This is a genomic window from Gracilibacillus xinjiangensis, assembly GCF_042651765.1.
In the GTDB taxonomy this organism is placed as follows: domain Bacteria; phylum Bacillota; class Bacilli; order Bacillales; family Amphibacillaceae; genus Gracilibacillus; species Gracilibacillus xinjiangensis.
Genome location: NZ_JBHSDT010000002.1, coordinates 40,918 through 60,584 on the forward strand (window position 1 = coordinate 40,918; position 19,667 = coordinate 60,584).

16 protein-coding genes and 1 pseudogene are annotated in these 19,667 nt (G+C 34.7%); 5 read left to right on the plus strand and 12 right to left on the minus strand.

Translation table 11 applies throughout. The annotated features are described in order from the left end of the window. Positions 1 to 41 precede the first annotated feature (41 nt). Positions 42 to 887 carry an ABC transporter permease gene (locus ACFOY7_RS01750; RefSeq protein ID WP_390248784.1) on the minus strand — a complete coding sequence of 282 codons (846 nt, stop codon included), beginning with the start codon at positions 885 to 887 and terminating at the stop codon, positions 42 to 44. Beyond that, a complete protein-coding gene (locus tag ACFOY7_RS01755) occupies positions 880 to 2,079 on the minus strand; it encodes a quaternary amine ABC transporter ATP-binding protein (RefSeq protein WP_390248786.1) in 1,200 nt (399 codons plus the stop codon). Before ACFOY7_RS01755 ends, ACFOY7_RS01750 begins: the two co-directional genes overlap by 8 nt. 259 nt (positions 2,080 to 2,338) lie before the next feature. On the opposite strand from ACFOY7_RS01755, the gene ACFOY7_RS01760 reads away from it, so the two are divergent. Beyond that, positions 2,339 to 2,833 carry a GbsR/MarR family transcriptional regulator gene (locus ACFOY7_RS01760; RefSeq protein ID WP_390248788.1) on the plus strand — a complete coding sequence of 165 codons (495 nt, stop codon included), beginning with the start codon at positions 2,339 to 2,341 and terminating at the stop codon, positions 2,831 to 2,833. A 53-nt stretch (positions 2,834 to 2,886) separates the two neighbouring features. Here ACFOY7_RS01760 and ACFOY7_RS01765 read toward each other — a convergent pair whose 3' ends face one another. From ACFOY7_RS01765 to xylA, 7 genes are all read right to left on the minus strand, one after another. Then, the gene (locus ACFOY7_RS01765; protein WP_390248790.1) at positions 2,887 to 4,221 is read right to left on the minus strand and encodes a DUF4340 domain-containing protein; all 1,335 of its coding nucleotides are present in this window, start codon (positions 4,219 to 4,221) and stop codon (positions 2,887 to 2,889) included. Continuing rightward, positions 4,218 to 4,907, minus strand: coding sequence for a YesL family protein (locus ACFOY7_RS01770; RefSeq protein WP_390248792.1), 690 nt, complete (start codon positions 4,905 to 4,907; stop codon positions 4,218 to 4,220). Before ACFOY7_RS01770 ends, ACFOY7_RS01765 begins: the two co-directional genes overlap by 4 nt. A gap of 14 nt (positions 4,908 to 4,921) precedes the next feature. Then, on the minus strand, positions 4,922 to 6,433 hold the full coding sequence (locus tag ACFOY7_RS01775; RefSeq protein WP_390248794.1) for a response regulator transcription factor: 1,512 nt from the start codon (positions 6,431 to 6,433) through the stop codon (positions 4,922 to 4,924). Between the two features lie 19 nt (positions 6,434 to 6,452). After that, complete coding sequence (locus ACFOY7_RS01780; protein WP_390248796.1) at positions 6,453 to 8,213, minus strand: cache domain-containing sensor histidine kinase; 1,761 nt, start codon at positions 8,211 to 8,213, stop codon at positions 6,453 to 6,455. A 133-nt stretch (positions 8,214 to 8,346) separates the two neighbouring features. After that, complete coding sequence (locus ACFOY7_RS01785) at positions 8,347 to 10,608, minus strand: glycosyl hydrolase family 95 catalytic domain-containing protein (protein ID WP_390248798.1); 2,262 nt, start codon at positions 10,606 to 10,608, stop codon at positions 8,347 to 8,349. A 376-nt stretch (positions 10,609 to 10,984) separates the two neighbouring features. Beyond that, positions 10,985 to 12,484, minus strand: a complete 1,500-nt coding sequence (gene xylB / locus ACFOY7_RS01790; protein WP_390248800.1) for a xylulokinase — start codon at positions 12,482 to 12,484, stop codon at positions 10,985 to 10,987. A gap of 59 nt (positions 12,485 to 12,543) precedes the next feature. Continuing rightward, the gene (xylA, locus tag ACFOY7_RS01795; protein WP_390248802.1) at positions 12,544 to 13,872 is read right to left on the minus strand and encodes a xylose isomerase; all 1,329 of its coding nucleotides are present in this window, start codon (positions 13,870 to 13,872) and stop codon (positions 12,544 to 12,546) included. A gap of 169 nt (positions 13,873 to 14,041) precedes the next feature. Here xylA and ACFOY7_RS01800 point away from each other — a divergent pair, with 169 nt between their 5' ends. Both ACFOY7_RS01800 and ACFOY7_RS01805 read left to right on the plus strand, forming a co-directional pair. Then, on the plus strand, positions 14,042 to 15,220 hold the full coding sequence (locus tag ACFOY7_RS01800) for an ROK family protein (RefSeq protein WP_390248804.1): 1,179 nt from the start codon (positions 14,042 to 14,044) through the stop codon (positions 15,218 to 15,220). Positions 15,221 to 15,320: 100 nt separating this feature from the next. Further along, complete coding sequence (locus ACFOY7_RS01805) at positions 15,321 to 16,184, plus strand: superoxide dismutase (RefSeq protein WP_390248805.1); 864 nt, start codon at positions 15,321 to 15,323, stop codon at positions 16,182 to 16,184. A 111-nt stretch (positions 16,185 to 16,295) separates the two neighbouring features. Here the strand turns inward: ACFOY7_RS01805 and ACFOY7_RS01810 are convergent. The 3 genes and pseudogenes from ACFOY7_RS01810 to ACFOY7_RS01820 form a co-directional block, all read right to left on the minus strand. Then, positions 16,296 to 16,489: pseudogene (locus tag ACFOY7_RS01810) on the minus strand (D-mannonate oxidoreductase); the annotation flags it as partial. 79 nt (positions 16,490 to 16,568) lie between these two features. Next, positions 16,569 to 17,048 carry a hypothetical protein gene (locus ACFOY7_RS01815; RefSeq protein WP_390248807.1) on the minus strand — a complete coding sequence of 160 codons (480 nt, stop codon included), beginning with the start codon at positions 17,046 to 17,048 and terminating at the stop codon, positions 16,569 to 16,571. Positions 17,049 to 17,397: 349 nt separating this feature from the next. After that, positions 17,398 to 17,898: a DoxX family protein gene (locus ACFOY7_RS01820; protein WP_390248809.1), complete on the minus strand. Its 501-nt coding sequence runs from the start codon at positions 17,896 to 17,898 to the stop codon at positions 17,398 to 17,400. Between the two features lie 256 nt (positions 17,899 to 18,154). Between ACFOY7_RS01820 and ACFOY7_RS01825 the strand changes: the two genes are divergently transcribed. After that, positions 18,155 to 19,084: an aldo/keto reductase gene (locus ACFOY7_RS01825; protein WP_390248811.1), complete on the plus strand. Its 930-nt coding sequence runs from the start codon at positions 18,155 to 18,157 to the stop codon at positions 19,082 to 19,084. Between the two features lie 95 nt (positions 19,085 to 19,179). Next, entirely contained in the window at positions 19,180 to 19,560 is a 381-nt protein-coding gene (locus tag ACFOY7_RS01830) for a nuclear transport factor 2 family protein (RefSeq protein WP_390248813.1), read from the plus strand. The last annotated feature ends 107 nt before the right edge of the window (positions 19,561 to 19,667 follow it).

Below are 19,667 nucleotides of genomic sequence, written 5' to 3' on the forward strand. Positions count from 1 at the left end.
TTCTATAGACACTCCCATTACCAAGGAGGTTCCAGCAATAATTATTTATTCTTATCCCTATTCAAGTTTTGTGTCAAACGATCGATGATGATAGCCAAAATAACAATCCCTAAACCTGCAACAAATCCTTGGCCACCTTGTGATCTTTGCAAGGCAGATAACACTAAGTCACCTAAACCTGGTGCACCAATCATTGATGCAATAACTACCATTGATAATGACAACATAACTGTTTGGTTAACACCTGCCATAATTGTCTTTCTTGCCATTGGGAGTTCCACTTTAAACAGTTTTTGTGGTCCGGTAGAACCAAATGCGTCTGCAGCTTCTACCAGCTCATTGGAAACCTGTCGAATTCCCAGATTCGTAAATCGAACGACAGGAGGTGTCGCAAATACGACTGATGCGAACACACCTGGAACCATTCCAATACCGAAAAATACAACAGCAGGAATTAAATAAACAAACGCTGGCATTGTTTGCATAAAATCCAATATTGGTGTAATAATTACCTGCGCCCATTTACTTTTTGACATTAAAATACCGAGCGGTACACCAATTAAAACAGATATTAGACTGGCAAATAAAATTAACGTAAAGGTGAACATTAATTCTTCCCATATATCCTGGTTCAAGATAAACAATAAACCTATTATAGAGAAGATTGATAATCCAATTCTTTTACCTGATATAAAAAACGCTAATAATGCGACAATGATAATGACAATAAATGGCGGTATTTCAGCTAACCAGTCAGCCGTACTTTCAATAAAGTCACCAAATTCATTTTTTATCGGATCGAATAAAAATCTAAAAGTTGATTGCACCCATTCAACTAAAATATCAACCCAATCTGCCACTGGTAATTTAGGTAAGAAATCAAGCATGAGTATCTGTCACCCCATTCCCATTAGCCAATGCCGCAATAACAGCACCACGTACAATTATTCCTTTTAATTTTCCCTTATCAACTACAGCAACCGGTACAGGTGCATTATGTATGATCTCGAAAATATCATGAATCGAAGTTTCCGGTTCAGCTGTCGGCATATCTGTACGGATAATATCATGCAAGTCTTTTTGCTCTTTTTTCCTTGCTTCCGATACATCATCTGCAGTGACATAGCCTTTTAATTGTCTAGTGCGATCAACAACATAAATACTTGATAAGCCTTGTTCTCGCATTCGCTCTAAGGCTACCCTTGGACCGTGTTTGTCAATATCTACAGTTTCAGGACGCTTCATAATATGGTTAGCTGTTAAAACTTTAGATCGATCAACATCTTCTACAAATCGTTCTACATAGTCGTTTGCCGGATTGACTAATATTTCTTCAGGTGTTCCGATCTGGACAATGGATCCATCCTTCATCAATGCAATTCGATCACCAATTCGTAGTGCTTCATCTAAATCATGTGTAATAAAAATGATTGTTTTCTGCATTTTCTGCTGAAGATCTAATAATTCATCCTGCATATCTTTCCGGATAAGTGGATCCAATGCTGAAAAAGCTTCATCCATTAGTAACACTTCTGGGTCATTTGCTAATGCACGGGCTAATCCTACACGTTGCTGCATCCCGCCAGAAAGTTGATCAGGATATTGATGTATAAAGCTTCCTAATCCAACTAACTCTAGTGCTTCTTTTGCCTTTTGTGACCGTTCCTCTTTCTTAACACCTTGAATTTCTAATCCGAACTCTGTATTCTCAAGAACTGTTCGAAATGGAAAGAGGCCGAATTTTTGGAAGACCATACTTAATTTCTCTCGTCTTACATTTCGTAGTTTTTCCTTCCCAACTTTCGCTAAATTCTCGCCACTTACTTCAACATCGCCTTCTGTTGGGTCAATTAATCGATTTAATAAACGGACTAATGTTGACTTACCACTTCCAGAAAGACCCATTATAACGAAAACCTCTCCTTGTTCCACTTCAAAACTAGCCCGATTTACCCCGACCGTACAACCTGTTTTTCCTAATATTTCTTCTTTCGAATATCCTTGATCTAGTAACGAGGTTGCTTCTTTCACTCTTTTACCAAATATTTTAGATAAATTCCTGACTTTAATAATTGACATGAATAACTACCACCTCATTTTTTTGGGCATTTTGCATCATTTATTTAGATCCACTTTTCCACTTTACTCTTTTTCAACATAAAATTCAAGCGAAATACACAGTTTATTATTAATATTCAGTTTAAACTTTACACAATGTATCATTTCTTACCCCCATCATTGTATTATCTAGAAAATGAAATATACTCATTATTTGCTTTTTAAATTTTTTTGTGTATAAAGTAGAATGAAGAGAATTTAAGGAGGGTGTCAGTAATAAATGACCGACCAAAATGCAAATGATCCATTCGAGAAAGTAAATAATCAAATCATTTCTGAATTTTCCAAAACATTAGAAATGTTTTCCTTAAATAAGACGGAAGCACAATTACTTATCACTTTATACTTAAATGAAGGTCCGATGACACTTGATGAGATGAAGGAAGGTTTAGGAAAGAGTAAAACGGCCATGAGCTATGCTATACGCAGGTTGCTAGAATTAAATCTAGTTAAACGAGTATGGCAAAAAGGCATAAGAAAAGATTTGTATGAAGTACGTGAGGATTTGTACAAAAAATTTATGAAAACCTATGTAAATCGTAGGCTGGAATCATTAAATCGACAAATAAATAACCTAACAGATATAAAGGTTCAATTAGATAATTCCAATCACAATCAAAAAGCATCTATAGAAAACAAGGTAGATGAAGCAATATCGTTTCATCGCTCATTAGAAGAAGTATTTGATAAAATTAAGAAAGATGACTTCCTGTAAAGAATGCATATGGAAAAACAAGCACTCCCCAAGTGCTTGTTTTTTTAAAAAAATTACTCCGGTAAAATACTTTTCATTTTTTCTAATGCATCATATACTTTTTCTTTTTCAATCGTAAAATCAAATCCCTCTCCATTTTTCTCATAAGCAAAATAGTTTTCATCTACTGAATAAAAATCAATAACATGTTTTGTTCCAGTGTAATAAGTAATCGATAGCTCCTTATTCTTTGACAGGTTATTTTCAGCTTCAATCATTTTGTTAATCGATAATCCTGCTAATCCTTTGTAGGCTTCTTGCAAGGATTCCATTGCTATCTTCTTTTGGTTAACAGAAAACAATGTGTTCTTTACACCATTTTCTCCACTATCTGAGAAGCGAGTTATTGTCCACTTGTATTCAGCAGAGTCCACTTCTAATAATTGAACAACTTCTAATGGTACAATATGAACAAATTGATCTATAATTGCAAAGGAAGGATAGCTATACGGATCCAAAGCTCTTGCAGGTATCGTAAATACTTCTTCTGACCCAGCCAATTGTGCATAATAATGCTGGTTTGGAGCAGGATCACCGATTAGAAGAGTCTCTGAATGACCATCTGTTTGAAAAGTAATACGAAAATCCACTTCACCTAAAAGTGATTCATCATTTATTATTTCATTCTTCTGCAACTGCTCCATCCCTGCTAATATTGACTCCATTTTTGAGAATGCTACACTATAGACACTATGATAGGGTTCCTTTACATACCAGCCACTTATATGTGCTAAAGCTTCTTGCTTACTATATGGTGACTCCTTCGTTAAATGAATTTTTTCCGTCCCGTTATCTATGAATATTTCATTAACTTCTGCGGGTACAGCAGTTAAAATGGTGTTATTTAATAACATAGTTGATTGTATTGGGATCATTTCAATATCTTTCCGCTCTACTAAATATATTTTGTCATTCTCTATATGGTGAACAAAATACTTATCACCATTTGAATTTATTTTCCCTATAGAAAGTTGCTGTTCCGTTCCATCTGTATCCTCAAAAACTACAGCTGCCTCTTGAGCACGAAAGTTGGTTGCTTTTTTCCCACCTTCCACTTCTTCGCCTCTTAATTCTTTCATTGTATTAATAAAATCACTTACTTTTTTATTATTTTGTTCTCTATCTGCATTCTGAACAAGCCAAGATCCTTCCGTCTTAGCTAATTCTATTTTCTGACCTGCCCTAATTTGTATTGATGTAACTTGGTCAAAATCCTTTATTAGCGTAACTGAATCCACTGGCTTTTCTATTGCATCAGTATCATCTCCTATAGCAGAAACAATGACCAACAATACCATCAGGCCGGCAACAGCGATAATTAAAGGAAATATAAGTCTCTTCTGTTTCATTGTGACACCTCATCTGTTTGAAAAGATTTGGTTAATTCTTTCTCCATTATTTGAAGTGGTTTCTTCATATTAAGCATAATAAAGAAAGCAGCAATACTCATAAAAAACCAGAGAGTAATACCTGGGGCAAACATGTAAATAATAAATAACGAAACAAATGTTGAGAGATTGATTAACGTCTTTTTGAAAAATTTGAAATTAGAATAAATAGAAACAAGCCATAAATTCTTAATCTTCACCTCAAACCTGATCAGAATAGGGAAAGCATATAACATGATAAGTGAAAAAATCACGATAAGGGTGATGATGATTGGTGTTAACCACTTTAATTGCGCATTTGTATACTGTAAATCAATCAGTAACATTGCTAGAATTGACCATTTTAACAACCAGTACTTGACAGAAACAAGAAAGTTTTTCTTATAATAATTCCAAAAGTCCTTCGCAGGATTTATTTCTTTTTCTCGTGTTAATTTCCCCATTGTTGCGCACAAAGCTGCAATTGCAGGACCTGCTGGTAAGAGTGCTATATAAAAGATAATCATATTTGCCAGAGTTAGTTCAAATACGATAAATGCAATTATAAAAATTAAATTGGCTATCATAAAATGAATATTTGTCATTAAGAAGTAATAAACATACTGAATCGCAATATATAATGGTCGTTCTGTCCAAGGTTGAGACATTCGAATTCCCCCTATTAATGTAGCGTAATTTCTTTGTTTAATTGTTGCTTTTGATATTCCTTCGGGCTAATTCCCATATATTTTTTAAATTTACGATAGAAATAATCAATATTGGAATATCCAACCTGCTCAGAAACTTGATACACTTTAATATCAGGCTGCCGAAGTAATTGCTTTGCCTTTCCTAACCTAACTTTGTCTAAATAGACATGAAAATAGTCACCTGTACAATTTTTGAATTTCTTACCTAAATAGGAACGATTATATTTGAATAGTTCCGCTATAACTTTCAATGTTAAATCTTTATAATGGTATTGTTCAACATACTGAATAATTTTTTCAATTGTATCTTCGGAACTGCTTCCAAATCCATTTAAATGACCGGATATCATGATGAACATTTCCTTCGTTTGCTTCAGTAATGTCTCTAAGTCTTCTGCTTGATAGATTCCTTCTACTAATCTTTCATTACTCTCTAAACTTACGTGGGCATCATTAAATTTAATCTTTCGATAGATGAGTTTAGTGAATTCTAACCATTCTGCACGAATTCTTTCTCTCTGATACAGATTGTTTTGGAAGCAGCTTTTTATCTCATCAAAATAGATTTCCAATTGATTAATATTTTCAAATTCCATCGCCCGATAAATTGAATTGGCCAAATGTTCTGTTAATGGGAATGTTCCCCTATTGGTATTGATCATTGAACTACATAAAATAACACTATCAGAAAAATTATAACTGAAATTTTGAAGGGAAAGTAGTTGGTCATAAGCTTTTGGTAAGCCTTTTAAGCTAATTAACTGATCAATCACTTGAATTTTGATCTTTGCTGATGAATTTACCTTAATAAATTCTTTTAAATTTCTAAGTGATGCTAACGCACTCTCAATTGAATTATTGAGAAATAAAACGATAAGTTGATTATCTATCCAGATTAATTTCGTTGTTGGCAATATTACTTTCTCTACTTTAGTTTCTATGGTTTCCCAATCAATAAACTGTTGAGAAACTAGACTTGCAATTATAAATGAGTCTGCCTCATAGGCAGATAAAAGTTTACCCGTTCTATTCCCATGTAACCATTCTCTCCACTCGTGCTGTTCTTGTATTTTTTTATATTGATCTAACTGTGAGACAACGTTTTTCTCATAAAAACATTTCGCTTTTACTTGCTGAATTAAGGGAATTAATTCTTCTTCATCTACAGGCTTTAACAGATAACTTTCCATTCCTAACTGAATCGATTCTTGTGCATAAGTAAAGTTCGAATAACCTGATAATACAATATATTTTGCTATCATCCTTTTTTCTTTCGCTTTCTTTACCATTTCAATACCACTTAACCCTGGCATTTTGATATCAACAAAGACAACATCAGGTTTAAGGAGCTCCATGTACTTTAAGCCCTCCTTACCATTTTTAGCTGTACCGACAATTTCGTATCCAAAATTCTCCCAATCTATTATCGAACAAAGCCCTTCTCGAATAAGCGGTTCATCATCAATTATCAAAACTTTTAACATAATGATAACCTCCCTTAATTTACTCTATTCGTTTCGGTAATTTAATTGCCATTGTTGTCCCAAGTCCGAAAATACTTTCTATTTCTATGCCAAATGCTTCTCCGTAATAAAGTTTTATTCTCTGTTGCACATTGTGTAAACCAATTCTGTTTCCATCAGATTGATACTCCCCATTCTCCATAAATTCTCTTATCTGATATAAATGATTTTTTCGAATGCCTACCCCATTATCTTTCACTTCTATTTTAATATAATGAGCTTCATTCATGATCGAAACATGGATGAAACCAGCATCTTCTTTATTTTCAAGTCCATGAATAACAGCGTTCTCAACAATTGGCTGTATTAATAACGGGAAAATTTTATAAGGTAAAATACCCTGTTCCACATTTATTTGGTAAGTAAATCTGTCACCAAACCTTAACTGTTGAATCTCCAAATAATGGTCAATCAATTGAATCTCTTCCATGATCGGGACAGGTCTGTCTGTTCTTTCTAGAGCTGACCGCATCATTTTACTTAGCATTTTAATAATGCCAGCTACTTCTGGGTCATTATTCATTAGTGCTTTCATACGGATCGTGTCTAATGTGTTATATAGAAAGTGTGGATTAATTTGAGAGGCTAACATTTTAAAATCCATTTCCTTCTGTTTGCGCTTCCAAGTTTCTTCTCTAATTTTATGAATATACACTTCATCGATAATTTTTCGGACACCTTTTGTAGTTGTTACCAAATCTCTGTATACCTGACTTATTTCATCACTGCCTTTCATCGGCTTCGTTATTTGAAAATTCCCTTTCGCAACCTGAAACATTGTTTTTCTCAATTGCTCAATTCTTTGATAAAAACTCCGGATAAAAATTCCTATTAAGATAATGGAAACAAGTAATGCTCCAGCTGTTATTAAAAAACCACGGGTAAAGATATGATTAGGTTCTTCCATAATCTCTTCAATTGGAATAATTGTGGAAATTTGAATAGTATTTTCTAACGCCTTCTCTGGTATGATTTCATGGACACTTAACTTTACATCTTGCTCTTGATACCAAGTGTCAATTAGATAATTGCCACTTTGTCCCAGGTTCCTTTTTAAAAAAAGAGGCTTTTTCCCTAAGTAGAATGAATCCTTATGATAAACAACCAACTCTTTATCCAGTGTAATAAATGTGTTATAGGGTTCCCCTTCAATAACTGTTGCTAAAATATCTGGAGAGATATAGATTACCAGAACACCCAACTGTTCATTTGAATTTCCGAATACGGAACGAGTTAATGTTAAATAATCTTTATTTGTCCAATGCTCTTTCATATATTCCCATGATATTTTGCCTCGGTTTTTAACTGCTTCTTTATACCAGCTTTTACTTCTGATCGAACGATCTGCATAAATGAAATAAGAATCTGTTATCATTTTCTTATTCATAAAGAATTGGATGTTTTCGATCTCATCATAATATTTAATAAATTCATCAAAAACAGGATATTGATTATAAGCGTTGTACACATCTAATAATGTTTCATATTTATTTGATAATAAAGTTTTTAAATTATCGTTTATATAAAGTAAATCAGATGTATTTGTCACACGGTTGAAAATTGTATTTAACCGCATTTCCATTTTATCTGCATTTGTCTCCACTTCATTTAGTACATTTGTTAATACAATTTCTCTAGTACTATAGTTTAAATAAGCTCCAACAAGTAAAATAGGGATTGCTGTAACAATCAAGTAAATACCAAGCAGCTTATGACTTACTTTTAAAGGTAACCTTCCCACAGCAATCCCCCTTCCTTAATTACTGTAACCGCTCTATTTACATCCGTTGTTTACTTATTCCACTAACTTTCATGTACTGAAAATTAGCTGTCTTAGGGATTTTTTAATATGATCCTCTTTAAATACATCTTTCCTAATTCACTCTTCCTTGCAAATTAATTTTTATTTTTTCCCTTTTCCTATGTTCCAGCTTTACATATGTGTTAGGTAACATGGCCTCTTTAAATAATGGTAAGTAAATTTCTAACTCTTGCGCTATATCACTAGTAATTTCTAACTCTATCGCTTCATCCACTAAATCCCAGTGAAGATAATTAACCATTATTTGCCCCGGTAGACGTACACCTCTAATCTCTCCACTGGTTAGTGAAGCAGGCAGCGCGCCTAGTAATATTAAACGTCCATCACTACAGTCAACTAACATTTCATGAATTACTTGTGGTAACGCCCCATTCCCATCAACATTAAAGACTTCCTGATGGTCATAATGGGACATCATTAAAGAAGTATAAAAGCAATTATTTTTCACAAGTAACTGAAATACTTCTTCAACTAATTCAGGCATATGAAATTGTGTTGCACATAAAGCGGTATGCATTCTGCCATGTGTAGAAGTAGTGTCACCATTTTCATTCAATAGCCATGCTTCTAGTCTCTTCTTAAAGGCTACATGTGATGCTTGCCACCATTCAGGTTGAGACCTTTCATTAAACTCTCTGCTTTGGAAAACAGGATAAAGATGCGAAAAGTGCCGATGGTTATAATTCTCCTCTTTATTATCTAACCATTCCTTTAGTGCACCATCTTCGTTTATTTGGTAAGGCGGCAGCCTATTAAGCATGTCTTGCCATCGACTTATCTCATCACTTGAAATATTTAAAATGTGACAGGCTTGAATTAGATTGGTTAATACTTGTTTTGCTACAGCTATATCTTGTGTTGCATTATCGGCACATCCATTTTCAGCAGAATAGGATGGAGTAAACCGATACATTCCGTCTGGATCTTCCACAAGGAAATCTTCATAGAATAGTACGATTTCTTTTAACAATGGAATAACTTCCTGTTTTAGAAATAACTTATCACCAGTAAAACGGTAATATTCATAGAACCAGTGTGCAAGCCAACCCGCTCCACATGTCCAGAAGTGAAGTGGCCACTCTTCATTCCAATGAAAGTGCTTTCCTGTATTACTTGCATGGATTGCTGCCATGATACCTCTGCAACCATAATATTTTTGTGCATTTTCCCTAAACTCAGGAAGTAATTCTTTAATTAATCCAAAATAACCTTCTAAACCTTCTAATAAATTACTAGATAAAGCTGCTGCGATGGACAGTTGTACATTGGTATCAAATGTAAAGTCCCCACTCCATGCCGGTTCAAATGTTCCTGTCCATATACCTTGCAAATTAGGTGTAAGTTCACCAGAACTGCAAATATACATGTACCTGCCTGCATCATACATTTTTTCTAAGAGCACCGGCGAAATAGTATGACGCTTCTTGGCTTGAATAACGATATCGTCTATCGATTGCAGCCTTTCTTCATCACTTGTTAATTTCAATTCAACTCTTTGGAACTTTTCCTGATGGATTAACTGGTGTTTCTCAAATTGTTCGGAAAAATTGATAGTATGAAATGGCTTCTTAGTAATTTGTCTGGAATGGAGGGAATGATATGGTGTAATTTGCATTTCAATTAAAATGTCCGATGTGGACATGATTTGATATCCCGTTTTGTTCATCAATTGTGTCCATTGCTCACTTTCTATTCTGATCATTACATCATATCCACCACTACTATAGACATAATCAAAATGAGTGTGTAAAGTATTCTGATCTTGAAAACTCGTTTGCTTTAGCTTATCATGTTGATAATCCTGTAAATATATCTTATAATTTCCTGGACTTAACAGGTGATATATACGATTATTTGCTTGAGATACAAATGTTCTTCTATTGAATGTTTGCCCCCCCGCCTTATAACTAACGTGTAATTCACCTGTTTGATAATTAATACTTCGCTGATAGTCCTGGTAGTTTTCATGCTCTGTTTCTACACATAAATGAAATCCCGGATGAAAAGGGTCACTCATTGTTAATCCCTGATACCCTAGCTCTTTCGCTTTTTCATATTGGAATTGAATCGCCTTATCATAACCCTCCTGTTTAATTATTTTTCTAGTTTCTTTCAAATATGGTGCTAAATTAGGGATCTTATGTGAATTACCCTGTGGTAAATAAAGTCTGCAATGATTTCCAATTATAGTGTCTCTAATGGGATCTCCCAGTACCATCACTCCATGACTGCCATTACCCGCGACTAATGCATCTTCCCATCTTATCGCGGGTTCATATGACCAAATTCCTCTCTTTGGAATTTTATCTGCCAAAATTCTTTCCTCCTTAGTCAGTTGCATGTAATATCAATAACTCCTTTAATAATATTCCTTTATATCGCAATAAAGCTGGAGATTTTAAAGAAACCGGTTTCCGTTTACAGGGAATAAAGCAGGAGGTATTGTAAACGCTTTAAATTTAAGGTATGTAACTATGTTTATCGGATGGATTAAGTACCATTATAAATAATTTTATTTAAAAAAGCAATGACTGTTTGTTGAGTTAGTTTTTTACAATTATTGAAAAAAACCAGATAAAAAGTGATCCTTATCTGGTTATAACTATTACAATTTAGATGTTTCATTAAGTATAAATTGGAAGACAATACAGAAACGGAAGTAGGTTCCCTTCTTTTTCAACCATTAGTTATTATTTTCTAAAAACATTGAGCTGTTCATTTAGTGTTTTGGTTTTTCTATAAATACCTTGGTATAGACGAAATAGCTGCTTATATTTTACTACATTTTCTTTAATTGGAGTATACGTTTCCGCATTTTCCAAAAATGCATTTGCACATTCTTTTAATGAATTAAACCAACCTGAACCGTATGCAGCTATCATTGCCGCTCCCATGCCAGGACCCTGCTCAGTTTTTAACCGTACAACTTTCGAATTAAAAATATCTGCCTGCATTTGGAGCCAATCTTTGTTTTTAGATCCACCACCAATCGAGTAAATAGTATCTATCTCTTTCCCATTTTCCCTGAAAATAGTAATCGATTCATTTAATGAGAAAGTGATACCTTCTAAAACAGCACGTGTAAAATCTTTAATTGTATGAGAACTGTCCATCCCAATAAAACTTCCTCGAATTTGTGAATCGGCATATGGTGTACGTTCACCAACTAAATATGGAGTAAATAATATTCCGTTTGACCCCACTGGTACGTCCCCTACACCTTCAAGTAATTCGTCAAATGATCGATCATTTGCAAATACGGATTTAAACCAATTAAGACTATGACCTGCAGCTAATGTTACGCCCATTGCATAGTACGCACCTTCTTCACCATGATTAAAGTAGTGAACTTTTCCACCGTAGTCTTTCTCCCCTGTGGGTTCATAAGACAACACTACCCCAGATGTACCAATACTTGCAAAAGTTTTCCCTTCAGACAAAATCCCAGACCCGATCGCTCCACAGGCGTTATCTGCACCTCCAGCATATACATCCATTTCCTCTGACAATCCTGTCTCTTTGGCAACATCTTTTGTTATTTTGCCAACTTTCTTATGAGACTGAACTAATTGGGGGCAAATGGATATTTCTAAACCTACAGCATCACAAATCTCTTTACTCCACTCTTTTTTGGCAACATCTAATAAACTCGTTCCTGCGGCGTCTGAATAATCCATATGCAGAGTTTTTGTGAGCCGATAACGAACATAATCTTTTGGTAATACAAACGAACTGATTTTTGCATATAAGTCTGGTTCATGCTCCTTTACCCAAAGTATTTTAGGTAATGTAAATCCTTCTAGTGCCAAATTTTTTGTTATTTTAATAAAGCGTTCTTTCCCTACTTTTTCATAAATTTCCCGGCATTGTGCCGTTGTTCGTGTGTCGTTCCACAGAATGGCATTACGTAACACTTGATTGTTCTCATCTAGTAACACCAGACCATGCATCTGTCCCGAAAAACTTAAACCATCTATTTCAGAAGCATCTCCACTGAATTCTTCCAGTAATTGCTTTAACCCAGCAATTGTCTGCTTTACCCAATCTTCTGGATTTTGTTCAGAATAGCCTGTTTTCTCCTGGATTAACGGATAGTCTTTAGATACTTCTTGTACTACTTCACCACTTTTATTCACTAATAATAATTTTACAGCACTCGTTCCTAAATCCACTCCAATTACATAGCTCATTCGATCACCTCTCTATAGCATGATAGAAGACTTAGTTAGAAACTAAGTCTTCTATTGAATTATTTATTACCTGCATATGCATTTAATAAATATTGATTAATAGTCGCTTTAATCACCTCTAAGCGCCCTGATTTATTTTTGATTTCCTTTAAGTTTAGTGCGTATTCTTCTAATGATTTAAAGTCTGCTTTACCTTCTACAATGTCTTTCCCGATACCCTCTTTATAACTTGCATAACGATCATCAATAATGTTTTCAAATACTCTGTCTTCCACTAATTGACTTGCAACTTTATATCCAACAGCAAAATGATCCATTCCAGCAATATGTGCATGGAATAAGTCTTTCTGTTCAAATGAACCTCGTCGAACTTTAGCATCAAAGTTCAAGCCACCAGAACCTAGTCCACCATTTTTAATAATTTCATACATTGCTAATGTTGTAGAATAAATATCTGCCGGGAATTCATCCGTATCCCAGCCTAATAACGGGTCACCTTGATTTGCATCGACAGAACCGAGCAATCCATTAACACGAGCATAACGGAGCTCATGTTCAAATGTATGTCCAGCAAGTGTTGCGTGATTAGCTTCAATGTTTAGCTTAAAGTGATCCTGCAAGCCATATTTTAACAAAAATGCATGAGTCGATTGCGAATCAAAGTCATATTGGTGTGTTGTTGGCTCTTTTGGTTTGGGCTCAATTAAGAACTGTGCATCGAAGTTAATCTCTTTTGCATAATCAACAGCCATCTGGAAGAAGCGTGCTAAATTATCTTGTTCTAAACCTAAATCTGTATTTAACAATGTTTCATATCCTTCACGGCCGCCCCAGAATACATAATTTTCTCCGCCTAACTCCTTACCGATTTCTAATTGCTTCTTCACTTTTGCAGCAGAATATGCAAATACATCAGCATTACTTGAGGAGGCTGCACCATGTACAAAACGAGGATTAGTGAAGTTATTTGCTGTATTCCAAAGTAATTTCACGTCACTATCTTTCATATGTGCTTTAATAAGAGCAACAATTGTATCTTGATTTTTATATGTTTCTTTTAAACTGCCACCTTCTGGTGCGATGTCTACATCATGAAAACAAAAATATTTTACTCCCATTTTCTCAAAAAATTCAAAAGCTGCTTCTACACGCGCTTTTGCACGATCCATTCCCTCATATCTATCCCAATTGCGAATCGCAGTTCCAGTACCAAATGGATCAGATAAATCCTCTGTAAATGTGTGCCAATAAGCGATTCCAAATCGTAAGAACTCCTCCATTGATTTGCCATTAATTTTTTCTTCCGGATTGTAAAATTTAAAAGCAAGGGGATTCTTAGATTTAGGTCCTTCATACCGAATCTTGTTAACGCTTTCAAACCATGTCATTTATTTATACCTCCAAAAGATAAGATTGATTTATTTTTTCATTGTCATTATAGCAATGTTCACTAAGTTTGTACAGTGAATAAACTAAGATTATAGTATTTTTTTTATTAGTATGATAAAATTAGTCTTATTCGAGTATGCAGATAGATAGAGAGAGTGAGTGAATAAATTGAGTCAAACTTGGAATCAACACGTAGTAAAAAAAGAAAACAAAGCACTGGTACTTCATACGATAAAAATAAATGCACCAATATCTCGAGCCAGTATTGCACAAGTTACTGGCTTAAATAAAGGAACAGTTTCCTCATTAGTAAGTGAGCTGCTTGATGAAAAACTAATCAATGAATCCGGTACCGGAGAATCGAGTGGTGGCAGAAGACCAGTAATGTTACTGTTAAATGAAAAGGCCGGGTATACTATTTCAATTGATCTCGGTGTCAATCATATTCTAGGTGTTGTAACAGACCTTGAAGGAAATATTGTCAACGAGAGAACGGTGCACTTCAACAATGTAAATTTAGAAGAGGTGTTAACACACTTATATCACTTAATTGATGTTTTAAAAAATGATGTACCAAAAGCGGAATACGGAATTGTCGGAATTGGGGTAGGGGTACCAGGTGTTGTTACATCTGATGGTGAAATTCTATTGGCCCCAAACTTAGGGTGGAAAAAAGTCCCGCTTAAAAATATTCTATTTGAACGCTACCGTGTACCCATCATTGTAGAGAATGAGGCAAATGCTGGAGCATACGGTGAAAAAGTATATGGTGTTGGCCAAATGTCCAGTGAGTTAATATTTACGAGTATTAGTGTTGGAATTGGTGTTGGTCTAATACTTAACGGGAAGTTATATAAAGGCTTGCGGGGGTTTTCCGGGGAACTTGGGCATATGACAATTGAGAAAAATGGACCTGAATGCCGTTGCGGGAATAAAGGTTGTTGGGAGCTTTACGCTTCAGAAAAAGCGTTGTTAGAAGAGGCAAATAAAAACGGCTACGTGAATCCAAGTGTCGAGAAACTCGTGAATGATGCAGAGAATGGAGAAACAAAAGCAATTAAATTGTTAGAAAATCTTGGCGATTATTTAGGGATTGGAATAACAAATATTATCCATATTTTCAATCCTGAACAAGTGGTTGTAGGCAACACTATTCAACAAGCAGAAAAATTTATTATGCCAGCTATGGAAAATCGAATTGAAAAAAATGCGATCGGCTTTAATAAAAATGATGTTCAATTAAATGTAGCTGAACTGAAACACCATTCTACAGTAATGGGAATAGCGGCATTTAACATTGAAAGTTTTTTTCAATCATCTGATAAAGAGGCTACCTCAAATAATTAGCTATCTAGAAGTAATTACCCGAACGATATTACTTCTTTTTTAACTTGAACTCACTATCACCTCTTAGGTATATGTCACATATGCTACATGGGGTGATTACATGGATAAAGAATATAAGGATTATCTTGATAGCTTATTACATTGGGGAGAAAAATTGAAAAACACGATTCAAACATCTACTTTAAAAGATGACGAAAAGTGGCAAGCGATTTTACAAGTGGAACAATGGCAAGAAAAAATTCAGGCACTATTAATGGATGACCAAAATGAATCTAACCACCAAAGATTTGTTGATTTGCGAAATGAAGGAGAACAATTAATCAGTGACTTTCGAAAATCAAATAATGAGAGTATTCCTTATGGAAAGCACAAATTGCCACCATTACCATATGGATATAACGCATTAGAGCCTTATATTAGTGAGCAAATTATGCGTCTGCATCATACGAAGCACCATCAATCTTATGTAGATGGACTAAATAAAGCCGAGAGAGCGCTATACTTGGAGAAAAAAGAACCCTTAAAACATTGGCTAAGGGAGCAAGCTTTCCATGGATCTGGGCATTATTTGCATACAATTTTCTGGTACAATATGACACCAAATAGTCTGAAGAAACCTTCTGGTGAAATACTAAAACAACTCGAGGAAGATTTTGGTTCATGGAATTCGTTTAAAAAGCTTTTTACATCTGTTGCAAACTCTGTTGAAGGAGATGGATGGGCTGTTTTATACTGGTCACCGCGAAATGGCAAGTTAGCTATTCAGTCATTTGAGAAACACCAGCTGTTCCAGGTACCTGATACCATCCCGTTACTAGTACTTGATGTATGGGAGCATGCATACTACTTGCAGCATAAAAATGATAAGGCTGCCTACATTGATAATTGGTGGAATGTCGTAAATTGGGATAATGTGAACCAACGTTTTAACGAAGCAAGAAAATTGAAATGGAAGTTATTTTAATAAAAGAAAGACGTGATACCATTATATCACGTCTTTTTCGGTTTTTTTCCGTAATGTTAACCTCAATACACCTTCATCAATCACTACTTCCCCTATCCCCTTCTATACCAATCACACCCCACTATAAGCCATAAATCCACTATCGACTGGAATACAAGTCCCAGTAACAAACCCGCTCGCTACTTCATCAACTAACCATAATAATGTACCTAAAAGATCTTCAGGGGCACCCAGTTTTCGCATTGGGGTATGGTCAATTATCTTCTGCATTCGAGGGATGGAGACCCATCCTCATTTGTTAACAATGCTCATATTTTATACTAGTATGGTAGTTTATATTATAATGTTATAAATTCAACTAAAGAAGTATTTTTTTATAAACCATTAATCATAATACCACAGAATAACCCACTGATCCCCTTCCAATGTTACATAAACAGGCTGACGAATTTCTAATCTCCCATATTTACTAGTGAATGATTGTGTAACTGTATAATGGTAAACATCTACAATCTCTGGTAGCTCCTCACTCATTCTCCATTTAGGTAACTTATCTATTTTTGTATAGCTATAATCAAATGAATTCACTCCGAAGTTCTCCCTAAACATATTATCACGTTCTTGTATATAGTTGTTTTTTTCAAACTTTTCTTTCATAAAGGAATGAAATAATTCCCAGGAATTCGAAAAATCCCCAGTTTGTTCATAACTATAAAATAGCTCCAGTGCTTGTTCTGCTTTTCTTTCCGGATTGAATAAACTGCTGATAAACAAATATATTAAGACAAGTACACCAACTAAAATTAAGATGAACAGAACATTTTTCAAATGAAATAATGAATTTTTTTTATAATAATAACGCATTTTCTCACCCCAAGTTTATATAAAAAGGATTAAAACTCCTATAGTTAAGCATATTCAATGCTTATCCAATTTATTATTTGCATTCTACAACAAAAAAATGAGCCTAAATACCTATTGAAAACCCTTTCTAAATTTTATATACTGTAAACGGTTACAAAATTGGTTGTTGTGTACATATACTGTTCATTCTTCTCTTTGAGATGATTGAATGCATGTACAGTATTTTGATTCAAAATAGATTGTCCCCCTTTGCATCCGTACGAGAGTATGGGTGTATTTTTTTTTCAATCAAAAGAACCATGATTCCTATTTCTTTGATCATGGTCCGTGTTTGTTTTTTATATAATTTTTAATGAGCTTCTTTTAAATGTGTATTATTCGTATATATTTTTCTAATGAATGGGATGACATAACGATCCAATCCAAACCTGCCTGCATTATATCCAGCTACTAATAAGAATAATGTGAGTAAAATCATCAGACCATTTGTGCTTACTGTTCCGCTAAACAGAAATGCAAAATTCATGATAATTCCCATTAATGCAGCGAAATTGGTTAAAACTCCTAATATTAGTGCAACGCCTACTAAAAATTCGCCCCACATTACAAGATAGGTAAATACATTGGCCCCAGGAAGTGCGATACTTTCTAAAAATGCTGCCCACCAGCTTTGAACTGCCGGTTGATCACCAGCAGCTTTATCAATAGCTCCTTGAATAAAGCCTTCCGCATCAAATCCCCCGGTAATTTTCCCCCAACCTGCTGTCATCCATTCATAGCCTAAATAAATTCGAATAATTGCAAGGACACAAGCTAAAGTTTTATTGCTTCTTAAAAGTTCCACAAACATTTTATCCATCTCCTTTATTTTGTTCATAATTTCACAATTTGGTATGACAATTGACTTATTTATTACACATTTATAATAACATATATAAACTTTTATGAATAAACTTTGTTCATAATTTCACATGTTTTTCAAAATATATTGTCAATCTTGTGACAAAAGAATAAAAATTGTTTATTCTATATATAAAGTTTTCATCTCTTGTAAGTTAATGCTAAAAAGTATACTAAAATAAATTCAATTAAATGAGGTGGATATAATGAAATATCGTCGTCTTGGGAAAACAAATATAAATGTTTCTGTTGTTGGGATTGGCACATGGCAGTTTGGAGGGGAATGGGGAAAGGATTTCAACCAGAAAGAAGTTGATGCCATTCTTCATCAAGCTAAACATCAAGGTATTAACCTTATTGATACTGCGGAGTGTTATGGTGATCATTTATCTGAGCAATTTATTGGTGATTACTTAAGTCGTAATAACAGGGAAAATTGGATTGTTGCAACAAAATTCGGCCACCATTTTCACAGTAACTTTGAACGAACAAGACATTGGTCTGCAGACGAAGTATTAAAACAATTAGACAATTCGCTTCAATCACTGAAGACAGACTATATTGATTTGTATCAAGCACATTCATGTACAGATCAAGAATTTGAAAATGATGACTTATGGACAATGCTTGATAAACAAAAGGAAGCAGGGAAAATCCGTCACCTTGCCATTTCACTTGCAGGGAACGTGGAAAGCTACCAAACAGACAAAGCGACTGAGGTTGGAGCAGAAGCTATTCAAGTTGTCTATAACCGTTTGGACCGCTCACCTGAAGAAGAAATTTACCCTTCTGCGATTAAACAAGATCTCGGTGTACTTGCACGCGTGCCTCTTGCCAGTGGTTATTTAAGTGGAAAATATAAACCAGGAGCTAACTTCGCTAGTAATGATGTTCGTTCACGACATGATCAAAAAGAGACAGAACGTAAACTAAAGTTAGTTGAGGAAATTGCCTATCACGAAGTTCCCGAAGGATACGATATGGCAAGTTGGGCATTAGCATGGTGTTTAAAACACGATGCGGTAACTACCGTTATCCCAGGCTGTAAGAATGAACAACAGGTAATCTCTAACGCAAAAGCAGCTGAATTGGATATGGTATCTTTGAAGCACCCCCAACATGCAGACATGCATTAATTATTTTGAAATAGTTCAGTCATATAGTAGCGATATACTCTCTACTTAAGGCTGAACTACTTTGCGTATCATATTAGATGGAGGTAGATGAGATAATGATTGAAGATTTAAAAGACCACTTAAGGAAACTAGAGGAAACCCATATTAATATAGATGTTCGATTAAGTCCTGATAAACTAAACAAGCTTCTTGCAGACGACTTTTTTGAAATCGGTTCATCTGGTGGTATACATAACAAAAAAGATTGCCTAGAAGGTGGTGTTGTATTATCAGAGATGACGTTACATAATTTTGAAATACATCCATTATCCCCAGAAGTAGTTCTATCAACTTATTATATTGTTGATAAGACTAGAAAACGAAATACACTTCGAAGTTCTATTTGGAAATTAATTGATGGCAGGTGGCAATTGTATTTCCATCAAGGTACTATCACACCATTACAATTAAGTGATATTCCGGAGGAAAATGAGTAGATAGGTTCATCTAAATATCTAATTTAAGGGTTTTCGTTCTTGATTTCCTATCCCCATCGGCTATTCCTTTGGTTGAAGGCACGGTTTTTATTCTTCTATTTGCACCC

Coding starts and splice junctions, on each gene's coding strand:
- ACFOY7_RS01775 (WP_390248794.1), bottom strand. CDS start 6,433: ATGTTAAAAGTTTTGATAATTGATGATGAACCGCTTATTCGAGAAGGG.
- ACFOY7_RS01825 (WP_390248811.1), top strand. CDS start 18,155: ATGAAATATCGTCGTCTTGGGAAAACAAATATAAATGTTTCTGTTGTT.
- ACFOY7_RS01770 (WP_390248792.1), bottom strand. CDS start 4,907: ATGTCTCAACCTTGGACAGAACGACCATTATATATTGCGATTCAGTAT.
- ACFOY7_RS01830 (WP_390248813.1), top strand. CDS start 19,180: ATGATTGAAGATTTAAAAGACCACTTAAGGAAACTAGAGGAAACCCAT.
- xylB (WP_390248800.1), bottom strand. CDS start 12,484: ATGAGCTATGTAATTGGAGTGGATTTAGGAACGAGTGCTGTAAAATTA.
- ACFOY7_RS01750 (WP_390248784.1), bottom strand. CDS start 887: ATGCTTGATTTCTTACCTAAATTACCAGTGGCAGATTGGGTTGATATT.
- ACFOY7_RS01815 (WP_390248807.1), bottom strand. CDS start 17,048: ATGCGTTATTATTATAAAAAAAATTCATTATTTCATTTGAAAAATGTT.
- xylA (WP_390248802.1), bottom strand. CDS start 13,872: ATGACATGGTTTGAAAGCGTTAACAAGATTCGGTATGAAGGACCTAAA.
- ACFOY7_RS01820 (WP_390248809.1), bottom strand. CDS start 17,898: ATGTTTGTGGAACTTTTAAGAAGCAATAAAACTTTAGCTTGTGTCCTT.
- ACFOY7_RS01760 (WP_390248788.1), top strand. CDS start 2,339: ATGACCGACCAAAATGCAAATGATCCATTCGAGAAAGTAAATAATCAA.
- ACFOY7_RS01765 (WP_390248790.1), bottom strand. CDS start 4,221: ATGAAACAGAAGAGACTTATATTTCCTTTAATTATCGCTGTTGCCGGC.
- ACFOY7_RS01755 (WP_390248786.1), bottom strand. CDS start 2,079: ATGTCAATTATTAAAGTCAGGAATTTATCTAAAATATTTGGTAAAAGA.
- ACFOY7_RS01805 (WP_390248805.1), top strand. CDS start 15,321: ATGGATAAAGAATATAAGGATTATCTTGATAGCTTATTACATTGGGGA.